The sequence below is a fragment of the Micromonospora sp. NPDC092111 genome (assembly GCF_044755745.1).
In the GTDB taxonomy this organism is placed as follows: Bacteria; Actinomycetota; Actinomycetes; order Mycobacteriales; family Micromonosporaceae; genus Micromonospora.
Genome location: NZ_JBIVRQ010000003.1, coordinates 413,398 through 429,856 on the forward strand (window position 1 = coordinate 413,398; position 16,459 = coordinate 429,856).

At 73.2% G+C, this 16,459-nt stretch carries 16 protein-coding genes; 10 read left to right on the plus strand and 6 right to left on the minus strand.

The features are described 5' to 3' along the window. Positions 1 to 16: 16 nt before the first annotated feature. Entirely contained in the window at positions 17 to 1,861 is a 1,845-nt protein-coding gene (gene recQ, locus ACIQG9_RS10320; protein ID WP_400399974.1) for a DNA helicase RecQ, read from the minus strand. 263 nt (positions 1,862 to 2,124) lie between these two features. Here recQ and ACIQG9_RS10325 point away from each other — a divergent pair, with 263 nt between their 5' ends. From ACIQG9_RS10325 to ACIQG9_RS10370, 10 genes are all read left to right on the plus strand, one after another. Beyond that, entirely contained in the window at positions 2,125 to 2,223 is a 99-nt protein-coding gene (locus ACIQG9_RS10325; protein WP_400399976.1) for a DUF397 domain-containing protein, read from the plus strand. Positions 2,224 to 2,652: 429 nt separating this feature from the next. Next, positions 2,653 to 2,799: a hypothetical protein gene (locus tag ACIQG9_RS10330; RefSeq protein ID WP_400399978.1), complete on the plus strand. Its 147-nt coding sequence runs from the start codon at positions 2,653 to 2,655 to the stop codon at positions 2,797 to 2,799. Positions 2,800 to 2,853: 54 nt separating this feature from the next. Beyond that, a complete protein-coding gene (rapZ, locus tag ACIQG9_RS10335) occupies positions 2,854 to 3,753 on the plus strand; it encodes an RNase adapter RapZ (protein ID WP_400399980.1) in 900 nt (299 codons plus the stop codon). Beyond that, positions 3,750 to 4,712, plus strand: coding sequence for a uridine diphosphate-N-acetylglucosamine-binding protein YvcK (gene yvcK / locus ACIQG9_RS10340; protein ID WP_400399982.1), 963 nt, complete (start codon positions 3,750 to 3,752; stop codon positions 4,710 to 4,712). The genes rapZ and yvcK overlap by 4 nt, the downstream gene beginning before the upstream one ends. Positions 4,713 to 4,766: 54 nt before the next feature. Beyond that, a complete protein-coding gene (gene whiA / locus ACIQG9_RS10345; RefSeq protein WP_400399984.1) occupies positions 4,767 to 5,747 on the plus strand; it encodes a DNA-binding protein WhiA in 981 nt (326 codons plus the stop codon). A gap of 262 nt (positions 5,748 to 6,009) precedes the next feature. Beyond that, positions 6,010 to 7,014 (plus strand): type I glyceraldehyde-3-phosphate dehydrogenase, encoded by a 1,005-nt coding sequence (gap, locus tag ACIQG9_RS10350; RefSeq protein WP_400399986.1) that lies wholly within the window; start codon positions 6,010 to 6,012, stop codon positions 7,012 to 7,014. Next, entirely contained in the window at positions 7,011 to 8,210 is a 1,200-nt protein-coding gene (locus tag ACIQG9_RS10355; protein ID WP_400399988.1) for a phosphoglycerate kinase, read from the plus strand. The genes gap and ACIQG9_RS10355 overlap by 4 nt, the downstream gene beginning before the upstream one ends. After that, positions 8,210 to 9,001, plus strand: a complete 792-nt coding sequence (tpiA, locus tag ACIQG9_RS10360) for a triose-phosphate isomerase (protein WP_400399991.1) — start codon at positions 8,210 to 8,212, stop codon at positions 8,999 to 9,001. Before ACIQG9_RS10355 ends, tpiA begins: the two co-directional genes overlap by 1 nt. A gap of 95 nt (positions 9,002 to 9,096) precedes the next feature. Then, the gene (secG, locus tag ACIQG9_RS10365; RefSeq protein ID WP_400399993.1) at positions 9,097 to 9,357 is read left to right on the plus strand and encodes a preprotein translocase subunit SecG; all 261 of its coding nucleotides are present in this window, start codon (positions 9,097 to 9,099) and stop codon (positions 9,355 to 9,357) included. Between the two features lie 122 nt (positions 9,358 to 9,479). Further along, on the plus strand, positions 9,480 to 9,824 hold the full coding sequence (locus tag ACIQG9_RS10370; RefSeq protein WP_400399995.1) for an RNA polymerase-binding protein RbpA: 345 nt from the start codon (positions 9,480 to 9,482) through the stop codon (positions 9,822 to 9,824). 238 nt (positions 9,825 to 10,062) lie between these two features. On the opposite strand, the gene pgl is transcribed toward ACIQG9_RS10370, so the two are convergent. From pgl to tal, 5 genes are all read right to left on the minus strand, one after another. Further along, positions 10,063 to 10,833, minus strand: a complete 771-nt coding sequence (gene pgl / locus ACIQG9_RS10375; protein ID WP_400399997.1) for a 6-phosphogluconolactonase — start codon at positions 10,831 to 10,833, stop codon at positions 10,063 to 10,065. 124 nt (positions 10,834 to 10,957) lie between these two features. Continuing rightward, the gene (locus ACIQG9_RS10380) at positions 10,958 to 11,974 is read right to left on the minus strand and encodes a glucose-6-phosphate dehydrogenase assembly protein OpcA (protein WP_400399999.1); all 1,017 of its coding nucleotides are present in this window, start codon (positions 11,972 to 11,974) and stop codon (positions 10,958 to 10,960) included. Positions 11,975 to 12,020: 46 nt separating this feature from the next. Further along, the gene (gene zwf, locus ACIQG9_RS10385; RefSeq protein WP_400400125.1) at positions 12,021 to 13,562 is read right to left on the minus strand and encodes a glucose-6-phosphate dehydrogenase; all 1,542 of its coding nucleotides are present in this window, start codon (positions 13,560 to 13,562) and stop codon (positions 12,021 to 12,023) included. Positions 13,563 to 13,573: 11 nt separating this feature from the next. After that, positions 13,574 to 15,205 carry a glucose-6-phosphate isomerase gene (locus tag ACIQG9_RS10390; protein WP_400400001.1) on the minus strand — a complete coding sequence of 544 codons (1,632 nt, stop codon included), beginning with the start codon at positions 15,203 to 15,205 and terminating at the stop codon, positions 13,574 to 13,576. 75 nt (positions 15,206 to 15,280) lie between these two features. Beyond that, positions 15,281 to 16,459 carry a transaldolase gene (gene tal / locus ACIQG9_RS10395; RefSeq protein ID WP_400400003.1) on the minus strand — a complete coding sequence of 393 codons (1,179 nt, stop codon included), beginning with the start codon at positions 16,457 to 16,459 and terminating at the stop codon, positions 15,281 to 15,283.

A 16,459-nucleotide genomic window follows, 5' to 3' on the forward strand; every position in this document is an offset into this window, starting at 1 on the left:
CCGGCCGCCCCGGCGGTCAGGGCTGCTCGGCGAGTACGGCGAGGATCGACTCGCCGTACTTGGCCAGCTTGTTCTCCCCGACGCCGCTGATCCGGGACAGCTCGGCCAGCGAGGCGGGGGCGTCGGTGGCGATCTGCCGCAGCGTGGCATCGTGGAAGATCACGTACGCCGGCACGCCCTGCTCCTTCGCGGTCGCCGCGCGCCAGGCGCGCAGCCGCTCGAACAGCGACCCGGCGGCCGGGTCCAGCTCGGCGACGACGGTGGCCGCCCCGCGCGGCTTCGCCGACCGGGCCGAGGCCACCTTCTCCGGCTCGCGGCGCATGGTGACCGTCCGGCGGCGGCCCAGCACCTCGGCGCTGGCGTCGGTGAGCGCCAGGGTGCCGTAGTCGCCCTCGACCGCCAGCAGCCCCTCGGCCAGTAGTTGACGGACCACCCCGCGCCACTCCGTCTCGCGCAGTTCGGTGCCGATGCCGAAGGTGCTCAGCGCCTCGTGGCCGTACTGGGTGATCTTGTCGTTCTGCTTGCCGAGCAGGATGTCCACGCAGTGTCCGGCCCCGAACCGCTGGTTGCGTTCCCGGTCCAGCCGGTAGACGGTGGAGAGCAGCTTCTGCGCGGCCACCGTGCCGTCCCAGGTCTCCGGCGGGGTCAGGCAGGTGTCGCAGTTGCCGCAGTTGGCCGTGCCGGGCTGGCCGAAGTATTCCAGTAGCTGCACCCGGCGGCAGCGGACCGTCTCGCAGAGGGCCAGCATGGCGTCCAGGTGGGTGGCGAGGTTGCGCCGGTGGGCGAGGTCCCCGTCCGACGTCTCGATCATCTTGCGCTGCTGGACCACGTCCTGCAGGCCGTACGCGAGCCAGGCGGTCGACGGCAGCCCGTCCCGGCCGGCGCGCCCGGTCTCCTGGTAGTAGCCCTCCACCGACTTGGGCAGGTCGAGGTGGGCCACGAACCGGACGTCCGGCTTGTCGATGCCCATCCCGAACGCGATCGTGGCGACCATGACCAGGCCGTCCTCGCGCAGGAAGCGCTGCTGGTTGGTGGCGCGGGTGAACGCGTCCAGGCCCGCGTGGTAAGGCAGCGCGGCGACCCCGTTGGCCACCAGGAACTCGGCGGTCTTGTCCACCGAGGCGCGGGACAGGCAGTAGACGATGCCGGCGTCGCCCGGGTGCTCGTCGCGCAGCAGGGCGAGCAACTGCTTGCGCGGCTCCTTCTTGGGCACGATCCGGTACTGGATGTTGGGCCGGTCGAAGCTGGCCACGAAGTGCTTCGCCCCGGTGAGCTGGAGCCGGGTGGCGATCTCGGCCCGGGTGGCGCTGGTGGCGGTGGCGGTCAGCGCGATCCGGGGCACCTGCGGCCACCGCTCGTGCAGCATCGACAGGGCCAGGTAGTCGGGGCGGAAGTCGTGGCCCCACTGGGACACGCAGTGCGCCTCGTCGATGGCGAACAGGCCGATCCGACCCCGGTCGAGCAGTTGCTGCACGCCCCGGGTGCCCAGCGCCTCCGGGGCGAGGTAGAGCAGGTCCAACTCGCCGTCGACGAACGCCTGCTCGACCCTGCGCCGCGCGGCGAAATCCTGGGTGGAGTTGAGGAAACCGGCCCGTACGCCGACCGCGGTCAGCGCGTCGACCTGGTCCTGCATCAGCGCGATCAGCGGCGACACGACCACCGCGACCCCCTCGCGGACCAGGGCCGGGACCTGGTAGCAGAGCGACTTGCCGCCACCTGTGGGCATCAGCACCAGGGCGTCCCCACCGGCCACCACGTGGTCGATGACCTCCTGCTGGAAGCCACGGAAGGCGTCGTAGCCGAAGACCCGGCGGAGCACGCCGAGGGCGTCGGAGGTGCGCAGCTCGGTGGGGGAGGTCATCCGGGGAGTCTACGAGTTCGCTCCGACAGCAGCGTCCGCAACGCCACCCGGAACCGTCCCCGTCGCTGTCCCCGTCCCCGTCCCCGTCCCCGTCCCCGTCGCCGTCCCCGTCGTCCCAGCAGAGCGCGCCGACGCCGTGACCGTAGCCCGCACCGCTCCACCGTCATCGACCACGCACGCCGTGGAGGTCGGGTGACCGGTGATGTCCAGGCAGACCTCGTTGCCGGGGGCGATCCCGCCGCAGGAACGCCGGCCTGTCGGCGGTGCCGGACCTCAACAACCTGGGCGGGCCGGCGCTTCGCTTCGGTCGGGACGCCTGGTCGTCGTTCGTCGGTGGTCTGCCGCACGGCCTGCGCGGCTGAACGCTCACGGCTGCGGCAATCCCCGTTGTACGACGGTTCCACCGGGTTGCCGCGGACGCGGTAGAACTTGTCCAACCGGAAGTTGCCCGGGTTTCTCCGCGACTGACGGGCGGTGACAACTTCCCGCAGAGCGATATGCCGCTCCGGCATAAATATGACGGAGCGGCATATCGCTCTGCGGGACACAACAGTCCTGGCCGCCCCCCGAACCCGGCTGGCCTGTCGCGCGACGGTCCTGGTCGTCTCCCCGGACTCGGCTGGCCTGTCGCCGACGGTCCGGGGCTGTGCCCCTGGACTCGGTTGGCTGTCGTGTGACGGTCCTGGCCGCCCCCCGAACCCGGCTGGCCTGTCGCGCGACGGACCGGGCTGTGCCCTGGACTCGGTTGGCCTGTCGCCTGATGGGCTGGGCCGTGCCCACGGGCTCGGCTGGTGGTTAACCCGAGCGGCAGCGGCAGCGGCGGCGGCGGTGGGTGGGTGGGTCGGGAGGGCCGGCCCTGCCGCCGGGTGGCCGCCGGGCAACCCGCCGCCGGGCGTACCGGGACCGACGCCGCCCGCCGGGATAGAGTCGTCGACTGACCATGCGCGGCCGGTCCACCGGGGCGCGGCGCGACGTACTCGGGGGTAACAGCGGTGAGCGAGGCGCGGACAGCCGACGGCGGCCCGGCGGAGTCGGACACCACGCTGGTGGTGGTCACCGGCCTGTCCGGCGGTGGCCGCAGCACGGTCGCCCGCGCCCTGGAGAACGTCGGCTACTACGTGGTGGACAACCTGCCGCAGGCGTTGATGCTGGACATGGCCGAGTTGGCGGTCAAGGCCGGCGGTGCGGCCCGGCGTACGGCGATGGTGCTGGACGTCCGCTCGCGGGCCTTCTCCACCGACCTGGCCGGGGCGATCCGGGAGCTGAAGGAGCGCGGCTTCTCGCCCCGGGTGGTCTTCGTCGACGCCGACGACGAGGTGCTGATCCGCCGCTTCGAGAGCGTCCGCCGGTCGCACCCGTTGCAGGGGGAGGGCCGGCTGGCCGACGGTATCGCCGTCGAGCGTGCCCTGCTGGAGGAGGCCCGCGACCAGGCCGACGTGATCATCGACACCAGCCACCTCAACGTCAACCAGCTTCGCCGCCGGGTCGAGGAGCTCTTCGGCGGCGAGGACGCCCGACGGCTGCGGGTCACCGTGCTCTCCTTCGGCTTCAAGTACGGCCTGCCGCCGGACGCCGACTTCGTGCTCGACGCCCGGTTCCTGCCCAACCCATACTGGGTGCCCGAGCTGCGCGAGCACACCGGCCGGGAGGAGGCGGTCAGCGCGTACGTGCTCGGCCAGGAGGGCGCCGACGCCTTCGTCGCCGCCTACGCCGACCTGGTCAACGCCACCACCGCCGGGTTCGAGCGGGAGGGCAAGCGCTACCTGACCGTGGCGGTCGGCTGCACCGGCGGCAAGCACCGCAGTGTCGCCATCGCCGAGGAACTGGCCGGTCGGCTGCGCCAGTCCGGGCTCTCCGCCAACGCCCAGCACCGGGACCTGGGGCGGGAATGACGGCGACGAAGGTGGTCGCCTTCGGCGGTGGGCACGGGCTCTCCGCCTCGCTGCGCGCGCTGCGGCACTGCACCGGGGAGCTCGACCTGGACATCACCGCCGTGGTCACCGTCGGTGACGACGGCGGCTCCAGTGGGCGGCTGCGCGCCGAACGGGGCGGGCTGCCCCCGGGTGACCTGCGGCAGGCCCTGGTCGCGCTGGCCGGCGACCACCCGGCCACCCGGCGCAGCGCCGGCCTCTTCCAGCACCGGTTCGCCGGCGGCGCGGGGGACGGGCTGGCCGGCCACGCGGTGGGCAACCTGGTGCTCTGCGGCCTGATGGAGCAGCTCGGCGACCCGGTCGCCGCCCTGGAACACGCCGGGGCGATGCTCGGCGCGGTCGGGCGGGTGCTGCCGATGTCCCCCCAACCGGTGGGGATCGAGGCCCGGGTGCGCGGCACCGACCCGGAGCATCCCGACGAGGTACGCACGGTGCGCGGCCAGCACCAGGTCGCGGTCACCACCGGCACGGTGGAGGCGCTGCGGCTCACCCCGGACGGCCCGCCGGCCTGCGCGGAGGCGGTGACCGCCGTCGGCGGGGCGGACTGGCTGATCTTCGGGCCGGGAAGCTGGTACACCAGCGTGCTGCCGCACCTACTGGTGCCGGGGCTGGCCGCCGCGATCGTGGCCAGCCCGGCCCGCCGCCTGGTCACGCTCAACCTGGCCGCCGAGAAGGAGACCCTCGGGCTCTCCGTCGCCGACCACCTGGCCGCCCTGCACTGGTACCTTCCGCAGCTCACGGTGGACTACGTGCTGGCCGACTCGAAGGCGGTGGGTGATCCCGAACCGGTCGGGCGTGCGGCAGAATCGCTGGGTGCCCGGTTGGTCCTCGCCCCGGTCGCCGTCGACGACGGTACGCCCCGTCACGATCCGGCCGCCCTGGGCGCCGCACTGGTGCCTGTCCTGGGCGCCGATCGTTAAGCACGTACGTAATCACCGGCGACACGCCGGTACCGGTCCGTGAGGGGGCGCACAATGGCGATGACGGCTGCGGTCAAGGACGAGCTGAGCCGGGTCGACGTGCCCAAGCCCTGCTGCCGGCGGGCGGAGATGGCCGCCCTGCTGCGGTTCGCCGGCGGGCTGCACATCGTCTCCGGTCGGGTGGTGGTGGAGGCCGAGCTGGACACCGGCGCGGTGGCCCGCCGGCTGCGCCGGGAGATCGCCGAGGTCTACGGCTATCCCAGCGAGATCCACGTGCTCGCCTCGGGCGGGCTGCGCAAGGGCAGTCACTTCATCGTCCGGGTGGTCAAGGACGGCGAGGCGCTGGCCCGGCAGACCGGCCTGCTCGACGTGCGCGGTCGGCCGGTACGCGGGCTGCCGCCGCACGTGGTGGCGGCCAACGTCTGCTGCGCGGTCTCGGCCTGGCGCGGGGCGTTCATGGCGCACGGCTCGCTGACCGAGCCGGGTCGCTCCAGCGCGCTGGAGATCACCTGCCCGGGGCCGGAGTCGGCGCTGGCGCTGGTCGGTGCGGCCCGCCGGACCGGCATCACCGCCAAGAACCGCGAGGTGCGGGGGGTGGACCGGGTGGTGGTCAAGGACGGCGACGCGATCGCCGCGCTGCTCACCCGGGTGGGAGCCCACTCCAGCGTGCTGGCCTGGGAGGAGCGCCGGGTGCGCCGCGAGGTGCGGGCCACCGCCAACCGGCTGGCGAACTTCGACGACGCCAACCTGCGCCGCTCGGCGCGGGCCGCGGTGGCCGCCGCCGCCCGGGTCACCCGGGCGCTGGAGATCCTCGCCGAGGACGCCCCCAACCACCTCACCTCGGCCGGCCGGCTGCGGCTGGAGCACCGGCAGGCCTCGTTGGAGGAGCTGGGCGCGTTGGCCGACCCGCCGCTGACCAAGGACGCCATCGCCGGGCGGATCCGCCGGCTGCTGGCGCTGGCCGACAAGCGGGCCCGCGACCTGGGCATCCCGGATACCGAAGCGGCCGTCACGCCGGACATGCTCGTGGTCTGATAGGACGGTGGGTCGGCGCGCCGCGGTGGGATCACCACCCGCCGCAGCGGGGCGGCACACGCTCGGATAAGGTCGCTGGGTACGGCAAGGGGGCCGGTACAGGCACTCCTCGTCGTGCTCACCGCCTCGGGCGGTCAGGTCCTCCGGACTGCGGCGGGGTGGCCGAGATGAACCGTCAACGGCCGGCTCCAACGGTCGGCGAACACACCTCCGCCGGCCCGGATCTGACGCCGGCGGACAAGAACGCGAGGAGATGGGACCTGTGACCATCCGGGTTGGCATCAACGGCTTCGGCCGCATCGGCCGTAACTTCTTCCGGGCCGTGCTGGCGTCCGACGCCGACATCGAGGTCGTGGCCGTCAACGACCTGACCGACAACGCGACGCTCGCCCACCTGCTCAAGTACGACAGCATCCTCGGTCGCCTGCCGTACGAGGTGAAGGCCACCGCCGACGAGATCACCGTGGGTGGCAAGACCATCAAGGCGTACGCCGAGAAGGACCCGGCGAAGCTGGCGTGGGGCGAGGCCGGCGCGGACGTCGTCATCGAGTCCACCGGCTTCTTCACCGACGCCACCAAGGCCAAGGCGCACATCGCCGGCGGGGCCAAGAAGGTCATCATCTCCGCCCCGGCGAAGAACGAGGACGTCACGGTCGTCATGGGCGTCAACCACGACCAGTACGACCCGGCCAAGCACACCATCATCTCCAACGCTTCCTGCACCACCAACTGCCTCGCCCCGATGGCGAAGGTCCTGCACGACACGTTCGGCATCCAGCACGGTCTGATGACGACGATCCACGCGTACACCCAGGACCAGAACCTCCAGGACGCGCCGCACTCGGATCTGCGTCGGGCCCGGGCCGCCGCGCTCAACATCGTCCCGACCTCCACCGGCGCGGCGAAGGCCATCGGCCTGGTGCTGCCGGACCTCAAGGGCAAGCTGGACGGCTACGCGCTGCGGGTGCCGATCCCGACCGGCTCGGTCACCGACCTGACGGTCAACGTCAGCCGGGAGACCACGGTGGACGAGGTCAACGCCGCGCTGAAGGCCGCCGCCGAGGGTCCGCTCAAGGGCATCCTGGTCTACAACGAGGACCCGATCGTCTCCACGGACATCGTCACCGACCCGGCGTCGTGCATCTTCGACGCGCCGCTGACCAAGGTCGTCGGCAACCAGGTCAAGGTCGTCGGCTGGTACGACAACGAGTGGGGCTACTCCAACCGGCTGGTCGACCTGGTCAAGCTGGTGGGTTCCTCGCTGTGAGCATCCGCAACCTCGACGACCTGCTCGCCGAGGGGGTGTCGGGTCGGCGCGTGCTGGTGCGCGCCGACCTGAACGTCCCACTCGACAAGCAGACCGGCGAGATCACCGACGACGGCCGGATCCGGGCCGTCCTGCCCACGCTGGGCGCGCTCGTGCAGGCCGGCGCGAAGGTGGTCGTCTGCTCGCACCTGGGCCGTCCGAAGGGCGCGCCGGATCCGCAGTACAGCCTCCGCCCGGTCGCCGGGCGGCTCGGTGAGCTGCTCGGTGCGCCGGTGCGCTTCGCCGAGGACACCGTCGGCGACTCCGCCCGCGCCACCGTGGACGCCCTCGTCGACGGTCAGGTCGCGCTGCTGGAGAACCTCCGCTTCAACAAGGGGGAGACCAGCAAGGACGAGGCCGAGCGGGGGGCCTTCGCCGACCAGCTCGCCGCCTTCGGCGAGGCGTACGTCGACGACGCCTTCGGCGCCGTGCACCGCAAGCACGCCAGCGTCTTCGACGTGCCGGCCCGGTTGCCGCACGTCGCCGGCCGACTGGTGCTGCGCGAGGTGGAGGTGCTCGGCAAGCTGGCCGGCGAGCCGGAGCGCCCGTACGTGGTGGTGCTCGGCGGGTCCAAGGTCTCCGACAAGCTGGCGGTGATCGAGGCGCTGTTGCCGAAGGTCGACCGGCTGCTCATCGGCGGCGGGATGTGCTTCACCTTCCTCAAGGCCCAGGGCCACGAGGTGGGCACCTCGCTGCTGGAGGAGGAGATGGTCGAGACCTGCGGCAACCTCCTGGCCCGCGCCGACGGCAAGATCCTGCTCCCGGTCGACGTGGTGGCCGCGGACGCGTTCGCCCCGGACGCCGCGCACGACACGGTGCCCGCCGACGGCATCCCGAGTCACCGGCTCGGGCTGGACATCGGCCCGGAGACGGTGGCCGGCTTCGCCGCCGCGCTGTCCCAGGCGAAGACGGTCTTCTGGAACGGCCCGATGGGCGTGTTCGAGATGCCGGCGTTCGCCGCCGGCACCCGGGGTGTCGCCGAGGCGATCACCAAGACCGACGCGTTCACCGTGGTCGGCGGCGGCGACTCCGCTGCGGCAGTGCGCTCGCTTGGGCTGGACGAGTCCGGTTTCGATCACATCTCCACCGGCGGCGGCGCCTCCCTGGAGTACCTGGAGGGCAAGACCCTCCCCGGCATCGCGGCTCTGGAGAACTGATGGCGAGCACCACCCGCCGGCCGTTGATGGCCGGCAACTGGAAGATGAACCTGAACCACTTCGAGGCCAACCTGCTGGTGCAGAAGCTGGCCGCGAGCCTGACCGAGAAGCAGCTCACCGACGTCGAGACGGTGGTCCTGCCGCCCTTCACCGACCTGCGCACCGTGCAGACGGCGGTCGACGGCGACAAGCTGCTCATCGGCTACGGCGGGCAGGATCTGTCGCCGTACCAGTCGGGCGCCTACACCGGGGACATCTCCGGGGCGATGCTGGCCAAGCTGGGCTGCACGTACGTGACGGTCGGGCACTCGGAGCGGCGGCAGTACCACTACGAGGACGACGCCCTCGTCAACGCCAAGGTGGCGGCGGCGCTGGCCAACGGGCTCACCCCGATCCTCTGCATCGGTGAGGGCCTGGAGATCCGCGAGCAGCTCAAGCAGGTTCCGCACTGCTGCGACCAGCTCGACGGGGCGCTCAAGGGGCTCACCGCCGAGCAGGTCACCAAGGTCGTCGTGGCGTACGAGCCGGTCTGGGCGATCGGCACCGGCAAGACGGCCACCCCGGAGGACGCCCAGGAGGTCTGCGGGGAGGTTCGCAAGCGGCTGGTCGAGACCCACGACCAGGCCACCGCGGACCAGGTCCGGATCCTCTACGGCGGGTCGGTGAAGTCGTCCAACGTCGCGTCGATCATGGCCCAGCCGGACGTCGACGGGGCGCTGGTGGGCGGGGCGAGCCTGGACGCCGAGGAGTTCGCGAAGATCTGCCGGTTCCCGGAGCACACCGCCCGCTGATCGCTCGCTATCCTTGACTCCGCCCGTCCGTCGGTCGGTGCCGCCGTGCCCGATCTGTCCGGGCGAGGATCGTAACGAGAGGACTGACCCCAGCCATGCCGATCTGGTTCGCATACACGTTGATCGTGTTGCTGGTCATCACGAGCGTTCTGCTCACCATGCTCATCCTGCTGCACCGTGGTAAGGGCGGCGGGCTGTCGAGCATGTTCGGCGGCGGGGTCAGCTCCAGCCTGGCCGGCTCGTCGGTGGCCGAGAAGAACCTGGACCGTTACACGGTCCTGGTGAGTGTCGTCTGGTTCGCCTGCATCGTGGGGCTCGGCCTCTGGCTCCGCCTCCAGCTCAGCAGCGGGTCCTGAGCGACTCGATCAGGTCGTACAATCTGCGCGCGGTCCGTCACGGACCGCGCGCAGTTTTGTTCGTCGCCCGCCGTCCGCCCCCATCGGGCGGCGGTCCCCTCCGACGACAGGAGCGAGCAGCCGTGCCCAGTGGCAACGTCATCCGCGGCTCACGGATCGGATCCGGACCGGAGCGCCCCGCCGAACGCTACAAGCCGGCCCCGCGCCGCGCGGTCACCTACTGGTGCCGCAACGACCACGTGACCGAGATCCGGGTGGCGCTGGACGCCGAGGAGCCGGCCGTGTGGGACTGCCCGCGCTGCGGCCTGCCGGCCGGCCGGGACGCGGACAACCCGCCCGGCCGGGCCCGCCCCGAGCCGTACAAGACCCACCTGGCGTACGTGAAGGAGCGGCGCAGCGAGGCGGAGGGGGAGGCCATCCTGGCCGAGGCCCTGGCCGCGTTACGCCGCCGTCGCGGCCGGGCCTGACGCCCGGCACCCGGTCCGGGCCGGCGGCTCCGCCGGGCGCGCACCCCGCCGGGCGCGCACCCCGCCGGCTCGGGACCCGGGCCGCGCGCACCGTGCCGCCCCCGGACCCTCGTGCCGGCCGTGGAAGGAGCCGGGCAGCACCGTGCCCTTCCCGGACCCCGTCGTGCCGGCGGTGGAGTGCGCCGGCAGCACCGTGGCGGCCCCGGGTCGGTCGGACCCGGGACCGCCACATGATCGTTCAGCGCAGGCTGCGCAGCCGGGTCGGCACGTCGGCCGCCGCCGCCCGGTCCAGCAGCCAGAGGGTACGCGAGACGCCCTGCACGCCGGCCGCCGGCAACTGCACCGCGCCGGCCCCGGCCAGCGCCATACCGACCGCCCGGGCCTTGTCGGCCCCGCTGGCCACCAGCCAGACCTCCTCGGCCGTGTTGATCGCGGGCAGGGTGAGGGTGGTCCGCACCGGCGGCGGCTTCGGGCTGCCCCGCACCGCGCTCACCGGTCGGGTGTCGTGGTGCACCGGATGCTCGGGGAAGACCGACGCGACGTGCCCGTCCTCGCCGACGCCGAGCATCAGCACGTCGAAGTGGGGGAGCGTGGCGTGGCCGGGGCGGGCCGCCCGGGCCAACTCCTCGGCGTACGCGGCGGCGCCCGCCTCCGGGTCGGCGCCGGTCGGACCGTCGGACGCCGGCATCGCGTGCACCCGGGCCGGGTCGAGCGGCACCGCGTCCAGCAGCGCGGCCCGGGCCTGCGTCTCGTTGCGCTCCGGGTCGCCCGCCGGCAGGAAGCGTTCGTCGCCCCACCAGACGTCCACCCGGGACCAGTCGACGGCGTCGTGGGCCGGCAGCGCGGCCACCGCCCGGTACACCGCCGCGGCGATCCGCCCACCGGTCAGCACGACCGACGCCTGGCCCCGCTCGGCCTGCGCGTCGAGCAGCTTCACCACCAACCGGGCCGCTACCGCCTGCGCCAGCAGGTCGGTGTCGGCGTGGACGGCGACACTCGCCTCACTCATGTTGGCCTTCGTCTCCCGACCGCTGTGGCGCGGTCCTGTTCGTCCTGCCGGGGGCCGGTCGGCCCGCCGTCGCGGCACCCCGCCGCCACCGTGGGCGGCCCGGGCGGGCCGCCGTGGTGGGCGGTCAGGGTGTCGCGCTGGTGCCGGCGTGGGCGGTGACGCCCGCCTCCGCCCGCCGCGCGGTGGCCGGGTCCTTCCAGACGTGCACCCGCTGGGCCGGGCGCTGCTCCAGGCCGGAGAGACCCGCCGCGGTGCCCAGCGCCTCGGCGTACACCTGGTCGGCGTCGAGCCGGCGCAGCTCCTCGGCCAGTTCGTCGCCGAGCGGGCGGCGTACCAGCGGCAGCATCCGGTCCTCCTGGCCGGTACGCCGGAACGTCGCCATGCTGTCGTCCCGGGTGAGCGTCAGCTCGTCGCCGTTGGCGCACCGTAGCTGCACCTCGCGCATCCGTGGGTGTGCGTCGGTGTGCCGCCACTGCGGGTCGATGCCGAGCCGCGCGGCCAGCCAGCCGCGCATCAACGCCGCCGTCGGGTCGGTACGGGGCGCCTCCACGGTCGCCTCGGTGACCCGCGCCTCGGTGGTGTCGAACGCCCCGGCGACCAGGGTGCGCCACGGGGTGATCCGGGTCCACGCCAGGTCGGTGTCGCCCGGGGCGTAGTCCCGGGCCCGCTGGCGCAGCGCCTCGATCGGGTCGGCCGCCTGCGCGGCGTCGGTGATCCGCCGGTCGGCGACCACCCCGAGGAAGTCCGTGGCGATCTCGGCCGGCGGTTCGCCGTGCCACCAGGTGACCACCGGGACGTCCGGCACCAGCAGCGGCATCACCACCGACTCGGCGTGCAGGGCGAGCCGGCCGTACATCCGGGTCACCACCGCCTCGCACGGGCCCAGCCGGCCGCCGACGACGATCTCCGCGTCCAGCCGGTTGCGTTCCCGCTCCACGTCGGCGCGGACGACGACGAGCAGCCGGCACGGGTGGGCGGCGGCGGCGATGGTGGCCGCCGCCTCCGCCTCGCGGACCCGCTTCTCGTCCACCACCACGATCAGGGTGAGCGCCATACCGCTGGCCACCCCGCCCGCGCTTCGCCGCTCGGCGGCGAGCGCCTTGACCACCTCGTTGCCGGTGGTGTCCCACAGCCCGATCACTGGTGCCTCCCGGTCGGTCCGCTCTGCGTGTGCCCTGCGCGTTCGTTCACGCCCGCCGCCAGGCGCGGCCCTCGCGGGCCAGCATCTCGTCGGCGGCCCGTGGCCCCCACTCGCCGGCCCGGTACGGCTCCGGCTTGGTCCCCGTCCAGGCGTGCTCCAGCGGGTCGACCACCTGCCAGCTCTGCTCCACCTCGGCGGCGTCCGGGAAGAGCGTCCGGTCGCCGATCAGCACGTCCAGCACCAGTCGCTCGTACGCCTCGGGGCTGGACTCGGTGAACGCCTCGCCGTACTGGAAGTCCATCGCGATGTCGCGGACCTCCATCGTGGTGCCGGGCACCTTCGAGCCGAACTTGAGCACCACACCCTCGTCCGGCTGCACCCGGATGACCAGTTGGTTGTTGCCCAGCGACTCCATGTCGGCCTGGTCGAACGGCAGGTGCGGCGCCTTCTTGAACATCACCGCCACCTCGGTGACCCGCCGGGGCAGCCGCTTGCCGGCCCGGATGTAGAACGGCACCCCCGCCCAGCGGCGGTTCTGGATGCCCAGCTCGACGGCGACGTACGTCTCGGTGGTGGAGTCGGCCGGGACGCCATCCTCCTCCAGGTAGCCGACCGCCCGCTCGCCACCCACCCAGCCGGGCAGGTACTGCCCGCGCACGGTGCCGTGGGCGATGTCCCTCGGCAGGGTGATCGCCTTGAGCACCTTCAGCTTCTCGGCCCGGATCTCGTCGGCGTCGAAGCTGGTCGGCTCCTCCATGGCGACCAGGGCGAGCAGTTGCAGCAGGTGGTTCTGGAGCACGTCACGGGCGGTGCCGACCGAGTCGTAGAAGCCGGCCCGGGTGCCGATGCCGACGTCCTCGGCCATGGTGATCTGCACCGAGTCGACGTACTTGGAGTTCCACAGCGGCTCGAAGAGGTTGTTGGCGAACCGCAGGGCGAGGATGTTCTGGACCGTCTCCTTGCCCAGGTAGTGGTCGATCCGGAAGACGTCCTGCCGGGTGAACACGTCGTCGACCAGGTCGTTGAGTTCCTTCGCCGACGGCAGGTCGTTGCCGAACGGCTTCTCCACCACCACCCGGCGCCAGCCGCCGGACTTGTCGTTGTCGGCCATGCCGGTGCGGGCCAGTTGCTTGAGCACCACCGGGAAGGCCGCCGGGGGGATGGAGAAGTAGAAGGCGGCGTTGCCGTGGATGCCGTGGCTGTCGCGGAGCTGCTCCAGGGTGGCGGCGAGCTGGTCGAAGGCCGCGTCGTCGTCGAACGAGCCGCCGACGAACTTGATGTTGCCGGCCAGCCGCGACCACACCTCCTCCCGCCACGGGGTGCGGGCGTGCTTCTTCGCCGCCTCGTGGGCCAGCGACTCGAAGTCGCCGTCGCCCCAGTCCCGACGGGCGAAGCCCAGCACCACGAAACCGGGCGGCAGCAGCCCCCGGTTGGCCAGGTCGTAGACCGCCGGCAGCAATTTCTTGCGCGCCAGGTCACCGGTCACCCCGAAGATCACCAGGGCGCACGGCTCCGGGATCCGGGGGAGCCGTCGGTCCTGCGCGTCGCGCAGCGGATTCACGCTGCCTCCTCGCTCCGTGTGGTCCATGTCGTTCATCGTCACGCCCGCCATCGTCCGATCGCATCCAGGAGCTGGGCCAGTCCGGCCGGCCTGTCGGTCAGGTGCAGCCGCAGCACCGGTCGGCCCTGGTCGGCCAGGGCCGACCGGTCGCCGGCGGCCTGCGCCGCCTGCAACTGTCCGAGGGAGTACGGCCGACCGGGCACCGGCAGATCAACGTCGATCGCGCCGGTTAGCTGAAGATAGCCGCCAACCGGTGCACCGGTCTCGTGGCACTTTGCGGTGGAGTGCCGGCACCCCGGCCCCCAGCCGAAGGTCACCGGGCGTCCGGCCGCCGCCGCGAGCAGTGGCCGCAGCCGCGCCGCGTCGGCGTCGGCGACCCGGTCCAGGTACGCCGTCACGGCCAGGTGACCGTCCCCGGTCAGGCCGTCGACCAGCCCGCGCAGCACGCCGTCCAGGTCGGCCGGGCCGCCCGGTGGGGCGTACACCTCGACGGCGCCCTCGGTGAACGTGGGTGCCTGCGGCGGTGGACCGGATTCCAGGATCCGCCGGGTGTGTGCCGCCGAACGGGCGTCGTCCGGCTCCTCGAACGGGTCGACGCCGCGTGCCGCCGCCAGCACCGCCGCCGCGTACCTCCAGGCCAGGAAGTGCGCGCCGAGCGGGCCGAGGACCGCCAGGTCGGGCCCTCCGCCGCCCGGCACGTCGCCGGCGGTGAGCGCCCCGCCGTAGCTGACGGCCAGCACGCCGGGGCCGGTCGCGCCGGGGGCGGTCGGCGACTCGACGGGCACCGGCAGCAGGCCGGTCGGCCCGGCGAGCAGGTGCGCGATCCAGTCGCCCAGGCCGTCCAGGCCGGTGCCGTCCGGGATCAGGGCCACCGTGCGGCGGCCGGTGTCGGCCGCCACGGCGAGGGCGGCGCCGAGCGCCAGGGCCGGATTGTCCCGGTCCTGGCCCAGCGAGGCCGCGAACGCCTCGGCGTCGTCGAGCAGGTCGGCCACCGGCACCCCGGCCAGCGCGGCCGGGACCAGCCCGCAGGCGGTCAGCGCCGCGTGCCGGCCGGTCGCCCGGGGGTCGGCCGGGACGACCAGCACGCCCATCGCCTCGGCGACCTCCGCCAGCGGGGAGCCGGGGTCGGCCACCACCACGAAGTGCCGGGCCGCCTCGGCCTCGGTCATCCCGGCGTCGAGGAACGCCTGCCAGTACGTCCGGCGGTGGCTGTCGGCGGTGACGGCCGTACCGGAGCCGCCGGCCAGCACCACCACGGTCCGGTCCAGCCGGTCGGCCAGGGTCGCCCGGACCCGGCCCGGGTCGGTGCTGTCGAGCACGGTCAGCGGCCGGCCCAGGGTACGCGCGGCGGCTGCGGCGGCGAGCGGGACGCCGCCCGTCCCGGCCAGCACCACGTGGTCCAGGTCGACCAGTTCCGCCGTCAGCTCGGCGAGCTGGGGGAGCAGCTCCCGGCTACGGCGGTGGGTGTCCAGCCAGCCGAGGCGGGACCTCGCCCGCTCCTCGGCGGCCGGCCCCCAGAGGGTGGGGTCCTGCGCGGCCAGCGCCGCCGGGAAGCCCCGCGCGACCAGGGCGGCCCGCACGGAAGCGGGCGCGGCCTTCTCGACCGCGTCCGCCCCGTGCACCGCCAGACCGGCGGCGGCGTCGGCCGGGCCGGTCAACAGGTCACTCACGTCGCCACCCCGGTGGGGTGGACGGCGGCGTGGCGCGTCGCGGGGCGGACCCCGCGACGCCTCCGACGCCGTTCGTCACGCGTTGCCCCCGGCCCGTTCGGCGGCCTTCGCGTTGCCCTGGGCGGCCTGGTTCGGCGCGCCGGTGCCCTGCGCCGCCGCGGCCAGCGACGAGCGGACGCCGTCGAGCAGTTCGAGCCAGCTCGCCTCGAACTTCTCCACGCCCTCCCGCTCCAGGACGGCGATCACGTCGGACATGTCGACGCCGACCGACGCCAGGCCGGTGAAGACCTCGCGGGCCGCGTCGTACGCCCCGGTGATGGTGTCGGCGCGGGTCTCGCCGTGGTCGGCGTACGCGTTGATGACCGACTCCGGCATGGTGTTGACCGTGCCGGGGGCGATCAGCTCCTCGACGTAGATGACGTCCCGGTAGTCCGGGTTCTTCGTCGAGGTGGACGCCCAGAGCGGGCGCTGCGGGTGCGCGCCGGCGTCGGCGAGGGCCTGCCAGCGGTCGGAGGAGAACACCTCGCCGTAGCGCTCGTAGGCGAGCTGGGCGTTGGCGACGGCGGCCTTGCCGCGCAGCGCCCGGGCCTCGGCCGAGCCGATCTTCTCCAGCCGCTTGTCGACCTCGGAGTCGACCCGGGAGACGAAGAAGGACGCCACCGAGCCGATCTTCGACAGGTCGTGGCCGTTCGCCTTCGCCTGCTCCAGGCCGGCCAGGAACGCCTCCATCACCGCCGAGTAGCGGTCCAGCCCGAAGATCAGCGTGACGTTGACGCTGATCCCCTCGGCCAGGGTCGCGGTGATCGCCGGCAGGCCCGCCTCGGTCGCCGGGATCTTGATGAACAGGTTCGGCCGGTCGACCAGCCACCACAGCGCCTTGGCCTCGGCGACGGTCTTCGCGGTCTGGTGGGCCAGTCGCGGGTCGACCTCGATGGAGACCCGGCCGTCCAGGCCGCCGCTCTTGTCGTACGACGGGCGCATCACGTCGCATGCCCACCGCACGTCGTACGTGGTCAGCATGCGGACGGCCTCTTCGACCTCCAGCCCGCGGGTGGCGAGTTCCCGTAGCTGCCAGTTGTACTCGTCCGCGTCGCTCAGCGCCTTCGCGAAGATGGTCGGGTTCGTGGTCACCCCGGCCACGTGCTTCTCCCGGCGGAGCCGGTCCAGCCCGCCGGAGCTCAGCCGTACCCGGGAGAGATCATCGAGCCAGATCGCCACACCCGTGGCGGTGAGCTCGCTCAGCCTGTCCGTCAT